The organism is Methylomonas koyamae (assembly GCF_001644025.1).
In the GTDB taxonomy this organism is placed as follows: Bacteria; Pseudomonadota; Gammaproteobacteria; order Methylococcales; family Methylomonadaceae; genus Methylomonas; species Methylomonas koyamae_A.
The window spans coordinates 87175-96882 of record NZ_LUUK01000179.1 but is presented as its reverse complement, the minus strand read 5'-3'; the positions used below and the strand labels follow the sequence as shown (position 1 = coordinate 96882).

Here is a 9708-nt window from a genome sequence, read left to right as displayed (position 1 = left end):
CGTCCTTCTCTGAGCGGAGCTGTCGTTCCCTGAGCGGAGCCGAAGGGAACCTCTCAAAAGCTCAACCAAACGATAAACCTGAACCCCGGTAACGCCGGTAAACTAACAGCCCTGACATAGACCTCACCATGCGCCGTTTCCGTATCGCATTTTCCTTCGCCGGCGAAAAGCGTCAATTCGTCGAACAGATGGCCGGTTTATTGGCCGAACATTTCAGTAAAGCCGAGATCCTTTACGATAAATATCACCGTGCCGAATTTTCCCGTAGCGATCTGGCGTTCTATTTGCCGGACCTGTACGAACAGGAAGCGGATTTGGTGGTCGCGGTGTTTTGCCCGGATTACGAAACCAAGGAATGGTGCGGCTTGGAATGGAACGCGATCTACGGCTTGATGAAAGCCCGCAAAGTCGGCGAAGTCATGTTGACCCGCTTCGATAAAGTCGAAGGCAAGGGTTTGCGAGGTTTGGCCGGGTATACCGATCTCGACGACATCAGCCCGGCCGAAGCCGCCGATTTGATTCTGGAGCGCTTGGCGCTGAACGAAGAAAAACCGGCGGATTATTACGTCAGCGGCCGGCACAAAACCAAGCCAATCAAGCCGCAAGCCGCGATTCCCAACAATCTGCCGCGCCTGCAATATTTCTTCGGTCGCGACGGCGAGCTGCAAAAAATCGCGGAGTCCCTGGCCGAAGACGCGCGCGGCTGGGGCGCGCTGATCGACGGGCCGGGCGGCATCGGCAAGACCGCGTTGGCGGTACGCGCGGCGGAATCCGTGCCGGCAGGCCGCTTCGAGCGCATCGTGTTTCTGTCCGCCAAGGAGCGGGAACTGACCGCCGACGGCCAACGCGCACTGGGCCATTTCGTGCTTCCAGGCTATCTGGAAATGTTGAATGCGATCGCCCGAGAATTGGCGCAGCCCGAATTGACCAAACTGGCCGATCTGGAACGCACCGAGGCGGTATTGCGAGTTCTGCGGGACCTGAACGTGTTGCTGGTGTTGGACAATCTGGAAACCTTGCCGGAAACCGACCGCGACCAATTGTTTACGTTCTTGAACCGCTTGCCGCGCAGTTGCAGCGCCTTGGTCACCAGCCGCCGCCGCGCCGATGCCAGCGCGGTAACGGTGCGTTTGGATAAACTGGATTGGCCGGCCGCCGAACAACTGTTGGCGGAAATAGCCCGCGATAATCGCTTGTTGAACGAAGCCGGCGGCGCGGAACGGCGCAGCCTGTACGACGAAACCGGCGGCAATCCCTTATTGATGCGCTGGCTGGCCGGCCAACTGGGCTTGGGCCGCTGCAAAACCGTGGCGGCGGCGCTGGCGTTTTTACGCGCCGCGCCGGCAAGCAACAACCCGTTGGAATTCGTGTTCGGCGACTTGCTGGATAGCTTTTCCGAAGCCGAAACCCAAGTGCTGGCGGCGTTGGCGCATTTCACGCTACCGACGACGCTCAAACTCATTGCCGAATTGGCCGAGATTAACGAGCTGGCCGCCGAACATGCCCTCGTCGCACTGGCGGCTCGCGCGCTGGTGGTGCCGGACACCGAAGAGCGCCGCTTTGTGTTGGTGCCCTTGGTCGCCGATTTTTTGCGCCGCCGCCGGCCGGAAACGGTCGCAGTCGCCGGAGGTCGGCTGGAGCAGCGCGCCTATGCGCTGATCGTCGAGAATGGCTACAACAACCATGATCGTTTCGAGAAACTCGATGCCGAGTGGCCTAGCTTGGCACCGGCCTTGCCGATACTATTGCTCGGGCCAAACGAGCGGTTGCAGACCGTTTGCAGTGCGCTTAGAGATTTTCTGGATTTCACCGGCCGTTGGGACGAATGGCTCGCATTGGAGACCGATGCCGAAGCCAAGGCATTAGCGGCAGCCGATGATTGGAGAGCCGGTTGGCGCGCTAACTACGCTGGTTGGGTGTATATGTTACGCAGCGAAGCGGAGCTCGTGTTGGTGTGCGCCGAGCGGGCCGAACGACATTGGTCGGCGGCGGAACGTTCGGGGTTAACGGTCACCCGCGAAAAATCGGTTGCGGCGCGTTTGCGAGGGTTGGCGTTTAAAATTCAGGGCCAATACGAGTCCGCGATAGCCGCGTATCGAACGGCTCTTGACCTGGATAGAAGCTTGGCGCCCGAAAGCGTGGATGTTGCGATTTGCTTAAACAGTCTAGCAAACGCGGAAAAGTCATACGGCGATCTGGACGCCGCCGAGCGCGATTACCGCGAGGCCTTGCGCATTGCGAAAAACATACCTTATCCGGAAGGCATCGCGACCTATACCGGCAATCTGGCTGCATTAGCGCTTGACCGGAACGACTGGCCGGTCGCCGAATCCTTGGCCCGCGAAGCCTTGAGCTTATCCGAAGCCCTAGGCCGCCGAGAGTTGATAGCAGCAAATTCTCGGAGTACTGCCCATGCCCTAGTTCGGCAGGGCAATGCTGAGCAAGCCTTGCCTTATGCCGAAAAGGCGGTGGAAATTTTTACCCCGCTCGGTTCCAAGAACCTTAAAGGTGCATTGGAAACTCTGGCCGAATGCCGCCGGCCGGCCGGCGAAGGCTGATTGCTCCGCTTCGCCATCGACGCCCAGGCTTTGGACCGGAACCTTCCACCTCCAAGCCTCGGCCGGGTCGGTCGAAACCGCAAACATCAATGATTGAACCCCGGCGTTGATATTCCAAAACGCAAGCGTCGCTGAATTAAGTGCAGTCTTCCATATCAAACACCCAAGCATCTCTGATGAACCGGCAGCGTTGTCCGATTGACACCGGGTCGTCTCAGTTGAACAGCGAGGTTTCTCCGATTAACACCGGCTAACCGCCGTTCAACATCGGCAATCCTCCGAATAACATCGGACGATCTCCGCCGAACACCGGGACTTGCTCGTCGAACACGCAAGCTTCTCCGGCAAACAGCGGCCAGGCTCCAATCAACACGCAACGGTGCTATTTCATCGTAAACGCGTGACTGTTCATCACGGATGCGTCGGTGTTTATCGTAGAACCTTGTCTGTCGCGCAATGAGGATTGGGTGTTTATTAAGAAAGCCCGAGTGTTCATCCAGGACGCGCGGGTGTTGACCGGGCGACGCTGGGTGTTCAACACAGACTTTTCGCTGTGCGGAACGGAACGCTCGCTGTCGAACATGGTTTGTTGCGGGTTTGGCACGGCATGCCGAGTGATGTTTCCGCGCCGGCCGGCATCGGCGCGCAAGCGCCGTGATTTGGTCACCGCAAGACGGCGATCCGATTCGATCGGGTTCTCGGCCGTAACCTTGCTATGAAAGTCACCGGACACGGTCGCCCAATTCGGTGTCGGAGCACTGTCAATCGCGGCTAAAGCCGCTCCCACGCCATTGACTTTCATTTGCCGGGGCGACACGGCAGTTCCATCAGCATTAATTGCTAGACCGCGCGATAGCGGTGTGTGCTTTTGCACGATCGGCCTGTTCGTTCGTCGTGGTGTGACGGAGGCCGGGTTCCGATGTCCCGCGCGAGCGCCGCATTCGGGCGGTTTATTCGACCAGCGGCAAAATTAAATAATCGGTCCATTTGCGTTCGCCGGCGGCTTGATCCTCGCTGGGCAGCAGGGTTTCGTTCCAGCCGCCGCCGACGGCTTTGACCAACTGTACCGAAGCGGACAAGCGCTGGCCCAGCAGTTGTACCGCGGTTTGTTGGTTGGACAGGGCGGCGGTTTGGGCGGTCATGACGTTCAAATAGCTGACCGTGCCGGCCTGATATTGGTTGTTGGTCAGTGCCAGCGCGTGTTTGGCGGCGGCGACCGCCTTGTCCTGGACTTGGGTTTCTTCGTCCAAAATCCTTAACGCGGCCAGATTGTCCTCGACTTCTTGAAAGCCGGTCAGCACGGTTTGCCGATAACCGGCGACACTGGCGTCGTAGGCATCGATCGCTTGTTTGTATTGCGCGTTCTTGGCGCCGCCGTCGAACAAGGTCAGGGCCAACCCGGCCGGACCCAGCGCCCAATAGCGGCGGGCCATTGTGAACAGATTGTCGGCGGTCGGGGATTGAAAGCCGTTGGTGGTGGCCAGATTCAAGGTTGGATAATAGGCGGCCTTGGCGACGCCGATCTGGGCGTTGGCGGCGGCGATTTTGCGTTCGGCGGCGGCGATGTCCGGCCGGCGCTCCAGCAATTCCGAGGGCAGGCTGACCGGAATGCCCGGCGGTTGCAAATTTAGCGGCGCCGGCGCCAGCGCCAGTTCCGCCGGAGTTTTGCCGATTAGTACCGCGATCGCGTGTTCCAGCTTGGCGCGCTGCACGCCCAGATCGATGGATTGGGCACGGGCGGTTTCCAGTTGGGTTTCGGCCTGGACCACGTCGGCTTTGGCGACGACGCCGACCGCGTAACGGTTTTGGGTGATTTCCAGGGTTTTGCTGTAGGCGGTGACGGTTTCGTCGAGCAGGGCTTTCTGGGCATCCAGCGTCCGCAATTGAAAGTAATTGTCGGCCAAGCTGGCTTGGCTGGACAAAATCAGCGCGTGCAAGGTGGCCGCGCTGGCCTGGGCGTTGCCGGTATTGGCTTCGATCTGGCGCCGTACCGTGCCCCACAAATCCGGTTCCCAGGCCACGCCGACCGCTTGGCCGAACAGGTTGCGCACGCCGGACACCGCGACGCTTTGGCCGGTAGCGGCCTTGAAGCGGTTGAAAGTGCCGGTCAACGTGGCGACCGGTAGTAGCGAGGATTGCGCCGATTGCACTAAGTGCTGGGCTTGCCGGTATTGGGCTTCGGCCTGCACGATGGATTGGTTGGCGCCAAGCACTTGTTCTTCCAGTCCGTTCAGTATCGGATCGTTGAAGATCTCCCACCATTTGCCGGGCAAGGCAGTGTCGCGCGGTTGAGCGGGTTTCCAGCCTTGGGCTTCCTTGAACTCGTTGGAGATATTGGCTTGCGGGCGGACGTAGTCGGGGCCGACCGTGCAGGCGGTTAAAGGCAGCGTAAACAGCAAAACGGAATGCGCGAGTCTGGGGTTAGGAAACATGACGGTGGAGATTCGGTAAAAGTCGGAAGAATGGGCGGAATCGGGCGCTGAGCGGTTGATCGGGCGGTTGGGTTCAAGCAAGGTCAGTTTATCGTGTTTTAGTCTGCGGCAAACGGGCGAGTCCGCGCCGACGTCAATGACCCGGTTTTAGGTGTATCGTTCCCGCCGGCGTTGAGCTAGCAAGCCGCATACCGGTTTATCGCGGCAGAGGTTCCGGAACGGCACTTAGCGTGCCGGCATTTGGCGCGACGGCTAATTCTACTTTGTCGGATTAGAAGAAAGACCGTCATGCCCGCCGGGAAGCGGGTATCCAGTGCCACGGATGGCGAGCTTCGATCCATCCGTGGGGTCTGGATTTCAGCAATCCCTGCCGAAATGACGAGCACTACCGAGAATCCGACAAGCTAGAACTAAGCACTTGATCGATATGGCTGGCTGGTACGCGCGGCGCGGTTTGCGGCGTGCCGACTTCGGATGCGCGGTGCTTGCTGGCATTTCAGCAAAGTCTGGTGCCGGGCTGTTGATGTGCGAGCAGTGAGTGGCAATGTGCTCACGGATTCAAATCGCCAAGTACCAATAGGCGATCAGCGCGGCGCTACCGACGCCGACGATTTTGCACTTATCCACCGGGCTTTGTTGTCCCCAAAAATACAGGAGGCTGGACTTTTTGCGCGAAACATACAGTAGCATGGCTTTAGATGCGCTTCGGTACCAAGCCGGAATCTTGCGGCCGAGCAAATACAGCGCCAATACCGCGAAGCTGACCAGAATGTAAAAGACGATGATCTGGGTTTCGTGGGTGTCGGTGTGAAAAGTGTGTTCTATGACGTGATCCAAACCCAGTTCCAAGTATTCGAACAGCAGATGGGCGAAGTGCAATACCACTTCGAGCAGATGATGGAACAAGCCGACCAGCAAGCCCCAAACCAGATCGGGCGCCGTCAACACGGTCGACAAACCGGCCGCGCCGATCAGATTGACCGCGATGCGCCGCCGATTGTGGCGTTCTATGTGCTGCCGTAGCAATTCGCTGTCGGCGTCGCTCAGGTTGACGAAGCGGGCCCCGACCGTGAACGGATATCGGTCGTCTTCGTAAGGGTTGCTGGGCTTGCAATAGGCCACTTCGCCGCAGACGTTGATCGTCGTCAGGCTGGACAGCAGCAAGATTCTCAGCATTAAACGGTCTCCGGCCAGTAGCGCTTCGTCGGTGGTGAAGGCGATCCCTCCGGTGCTGAGGTTGGCTTGCAAGGTATCGTTTTCGACGCTTTCCGAAACCGGCAAGCTTGCCAAGCCATAGGTCGGGTTCGGGTCGGTATCGAGCAGATCGCCGAAGTCGGGCGGGTTTTGCGGTTGGCCGCCGGGTATTTTTCGGTAAAACAAGTTGACCGATTCGTAGATGCGCAACGCGGTCCTGCGGTTGATCTTGTTCTGGTTGCCGGTGTTTGCGCTCATGGAATTTCTCGGTGGAGGTTGCCTGCTACAGCATAGCGAAACGCGCCGAATTGACAAATTCTTCCCGATCCGGCGCTGGTCGAGAGCGGGTAGGAGGCGGGCGTAAAGCCGTCAGCGCAAAACCGGCCGCTCTCCGGTAAAATCGGCGGGTTTTCCATTACCGAAATCTTTATGTCCGATTCCGCATACTTTAATCAGGATTGCCGCCTCTGCCCGCGTTTGGCCGCTTTTCTCGACGACGTCAAATGTCAACATCCCGATTACCACGCGCGGCCGGTGGCGCCGTTCGGCGATCCGCAAGCGCGTTTGCTGGTGGTGGGGCTGGCGCCGGGCATGCACGGCGCCAATGCCAGCGGCAGGCCGTTTACCGGCGATTATGCCGGCTTGCTGCTGTACCGGGCCTTGCACGATTTCGGTTTCAGCAACCAAGCGGAGTCGGCAAACTTGACGGACGGCTTGGTGTTGACGAACTGTCGGATCACCAATGCAGTTAAGTGTTTACCGCCGCAAAACAAGCCGACCGGCGACGAAATCAAACAATGCAATCCGTATCTGGCCGAGGAAGTGAAAACGCTGCCGGCACATTCGGTCATCCTGGCGCTGGGCAATATCGCTCATCAGGCGGTTTTGCGCGCTTACGGCTTGAAGGCCAATACCGTCAAATTCGCGCATCACGTGTGTTTTGAGTTGCCGGACGGGAATACCTTGGTCAGCTCTTACCATTGCAGCCGTTACAACGTGCAAACCAATCGCTTGAGCGTGGCGATGTTCGCCGAGGTATTTCAAACCGTCAAACGCTTGTTAGCCGAAGTGCCGTGACCGAAAGCGCCGACCTGTCCGGTTTCGACGTCAAGGCCTTCTTAAAGACCTTGACGCAACGGCCGGGCATTTATCGCATGCTCGACGCCAATGCCGAGATTATTTACATCGGCAAGGCCAAGAACCTGAAAAACCGGGTGTCGAGCTATTTTCGCGGCAACGCGGTGTCGCCCAAGCAACAGGCGATGGTTGCCAGGATCGCCGCGATCGAAGTCACCGTGACGCATACCGAGGGTGAGGCCTTGTTGCTGGAAAGCCAGCTGATCAAGCGCCACAAGCCGCGCTACAACATCAGTCTGCGCGACGATAAATCCTATCCCTATGTGTTTATCTCCAGTTTTCACGACTTCCCGCAACTGAGCTTTCATCGCGGTGCCAAGAAACGGCGCGGCCGTTATTTCGGTCCTTACCCCAGCGCCAGCGCGGTCAAGGAAACCTTGAAGCTGTTGCAAAAGATATTTCCGGTACGGCAGTGCGAGGACGCGTATTACAACGCCAGGTCGCGGCCGTGCTTGCAGTATCAGATCGAACGTTGTACCGCGCCGTGCGTGGGCTTGGTCGGCAAGGAGGCCTATGCCGCCGACGTTGAAAACACGATTTTGTTCTTGGAAGGCAAGGGCGGTTTATTAATCGACAATCTGGTCGCGAAGATGGAGGCGGCATCGGCCGAGCTTGAATTCGAAGCGGCGGCGTTTTATCGCGATCAGATTGGGCGCTTGCGCGCGGTGCTGGAAAAACAATGCGTCGAAGGCGAGAAGGGTGACGTGGACATCGTGGCCTGCGCCGCCAAGGCCGGCGCGGCCTGCGTGCAAGTGTTCTTCATCCGTGCCGGCCAGAATTTGGGCAATCGCCAATTCTTCCCGAAAATTGGCGACGACGACGGGCCCGCGGAGATTTTGCAAGCCTTCATCGCTCAGTTTTATCTGGACAAGACCGTGCCGGCGGAATTGATTGTTAGCCATCAGCCGCCGGAAGCCGAACTGCTGGCCGAGGTACTTGGCGAACAGGCTAAGCGCGCGGTGGCGATTTCGGCGAGCGTGCGCGGCGAGCGTGCCAAATGGCTGCAAATGGCGACGACTAACGCCGAATCGGCGTTGAACGTGAAACTGGCCGATCAACAAGGTCTGTTCGGCCGGTTTTTGAGTTTGCAACAGGAATTGCATTGCCCGGAAACCCCGTCCCGGCTGGAGTGCTTCGACATCAGCCATACCTTGGGCGAGCAGACCGTGGCGTCCTGCGTGGTGTTCGATCGCAATGGACCGGTCAAATCCGATTACCGCCGCTTCAATATCGAAGGCGTGACCGGCGGCGACGATTACGCGGCGATTCATCAAGCGGTGTTCCGGCGCTTTAAGCGCCAAAAGCAGGGCGAACATCCGGCGCCGGACATTTTATTCATCGACGGCGGCAAGGGGCAGGTCGGCGAGGCGGAAAAGGCTTTGGCCGAATTGCAGATAAACAATGTTATGATAGTTGGGGTAGCCAAAGGTCCGGATCGGAAAGCCGGCATGGAAAAAATCATTCTGGCGGGTCGTGATCAGCCGCTGGATGTCACGCCGGGCGCGGCGGCTTTGTTGTTGATACAACAGATTCGCGACGAGGCGCACCGGTTTGCCATCACCGGCCACCGGCAACGCCGGGGCAAAGCCAGAAACCGCTCGACGCTGGAGGATATTGCCGGTCTGGGGCCCAAGCGCCGCCAGAGTTTATTGAAACAATTCGGCGGCTTGCAGGGCGTGGTCAAGGCCAGCGTCGATGCGTTAACCAGCATAGAAGGCATTAGTCGGCACTTAGCACAGCGGATTTACGATACATTTCATCAACAAGATGACCATTAGATTCACGATACCGACTTATTTGACCTTGTTGCGGATCGCTTTGATTCCGCTGTTGGCGATCGTGTTTTATCTGCCGTGGGACTATTCCAAACTGGCGTGTACGTCAATCTTTCTGGTCGCCGGTCTGACCGATTGGCTGGATGGCTATCTGGCTAGGAAAATGGATATGCAGACCGCGTTCGGTGCCTTTTTGGACCCGGTCGCCGATAAACTGATGGTCGCATTCGTGTTGGTGTTGTTGGTACAGGCGGAGGCCAATCCGTATTTGGCGATACCTGCGGCCGTCATCATCGGCCGCGAGATTGCGATCGCCTCGCTCAGGGAATGGATGGCCGAAATCGGCCAGCGCGCCAAGGTCAAGGTGTCGCAACTCGGAAAATGGAAAACCACCGCGCAAATGGCCGCCATCAGTTTGCTGTTGTATCGCGACGACTTGTTCGGTCTGCCGATCAATAGTATGGGTTATTGGTTGCTATACTTGTCAGCCGTGTTGACATTGTGGTCGATGGTTAATTATCTGGTCGCGGCTTTCTCAACCATTAAAGAATAATGATAAACGCGGTCCCGCGACCGCGTACACCAGAGGGTAAACGGCAGGTAAAGCTGTAT

8 protein-coding genes are annotated in these 9708 nt (G+C 58.1%); 4 read left to right on the top strand and 4 right to left on the bottom strand.

The genetic code is table 11. The features are described from left to right. Positions 1-128: 128 nt before the first annotated feature. Positions 129-2558, top strand: coding sequence for a tetratricopeptide repeat protein (locus A1355_RS15660; protein ID WP_064029806.1), 2430 nt, complete (start codon positions 129-131; stop codon positions 2556-2558). Between the two features lie 250 nt (positions 2559-2808). Here A1355_RS15660 and A1355_RS26435 read toward each other — a convergent pair whose 3' ends face one another. The 4 genes from A1355_RS26435 to A1355_RS15645 form a co-directional block, all read right to left on the bottom strand. Then, complete coding sequence (locus A1355_RS26435; protein WP_269454761.1) at positions 2809-2931, bottom strand: hypothetical protein; 123 nt, start codon at positions 2929-2931, stop codon at positions 2809-2811. Positions 2932-2940: 9 nt separating this feature from the next. Beyond that, positions 2941-3375: a hypothetical protein gene (locus A1355_RS15655; RefSeq protein ID WP_157197907.1), complete on the bottom strand. Its 435-nt coding sequence runs from the start codon at positions 3373-3375 to the stop codon at positions 2941-2943. A 133-nt stretch (positions 3376-3508) separates the two neighbouring features. After that, positions 3509-5071 carry an efflux transporter outer membrane subunit gene (locus A1355_RS15650; protein WP_331710124.1) on the bottom strand — a complete coding sequence of 521 codons (1563 nt, stop codon included), beginning with the start codon at positions 5069-5071 and terminating at the stop codon, positions 3509-3511. Positions 5072-5548: 477 nt separating this feature from the next. After that, on the bottom strand, positions 5549-6442 hold the full coding sequence (locus A1355_RS15645; protein ID WP_064029800.1) for a PilZ domain-containing protein: 894 nt from the start codon (positions 6440-6442) through the stop codon (positions 5549-5551). Between the two features lie 171 nt (positions 6443-6613). Between A1355_RS15645 and A1355_RS15640 the strand changes: the two genes are divergently transcribed. Genes A1355_RS15640 through pgsA form a run of 3 tightly spaced genes read left to right on the top strand, consistent with a single transcriptional unit; the run spans position 6614 to position 9649 of the window. After that, positions 6614-7261, top strand: a complete 648-nt coding sequence (locus A1355_RS15640) for a uracil-DNA glycosylase (protein WP_064029798.1) — start codon at positions 6614-6616, stop codon at positions 7259-7261. Further along, positions 7258-9099, top strand: coding sequence for an excinuclease ABC subunit UvrC (uvrC, locus tag A1355_RS15635; protein ID WP_064029796.1), 1842 nt, complete (start codon positions 7258-7260; stop codon positions 9097-9099). The genes A1355_RS15640 and uvrC overlap by 4 nt, the downstream gene beginning before the upstream one ends. Then, entirely contained in the window at positions 9089-9649 is a 561-nt protein-coding gene (gene pgsA / locus A1355_RS15630) for a CDP-diacylglycerol--glycerol-3-phosphate 3-phosphatidyltransferase (RefSeq protein ID WP_082885577.1), read from the top strand. Before uvrC ends, pgsA begins: the two co-directional genes overlap by 11 nt. Positions 9650-9708: the final 59 nt, after the last annotated feature.

Coding starts and splice junctions, on each gene's coding strand:
- A1355_RS15660 (WP_064029806.1), top strand. CDS start 129: ATGCGCCGTTTCCGTATCGCATTTTCCTTCGCCGGCGAAAAGCGTCAA.
- A1355_RS15645 (WP_064029800.1), bottom strand. CDS start 6,442: ATGAGCGCAAACACCGGCAACCAGAACAAGATCAACCGCAGGACCGCG.
- A1355_RS15640 (WP_064029798.1), top strand. CDS start 6,614: ATGTCCGATTCCGCATACTTTAATCAGGATTGCCGCCTCTGCCCGCGT.
- pgsA (WP_082885577.1), top strand. CDS start 9,089: ATGACCATTAGATTCACGATACCGACTTATTTGACCTTGTTGCGGATC.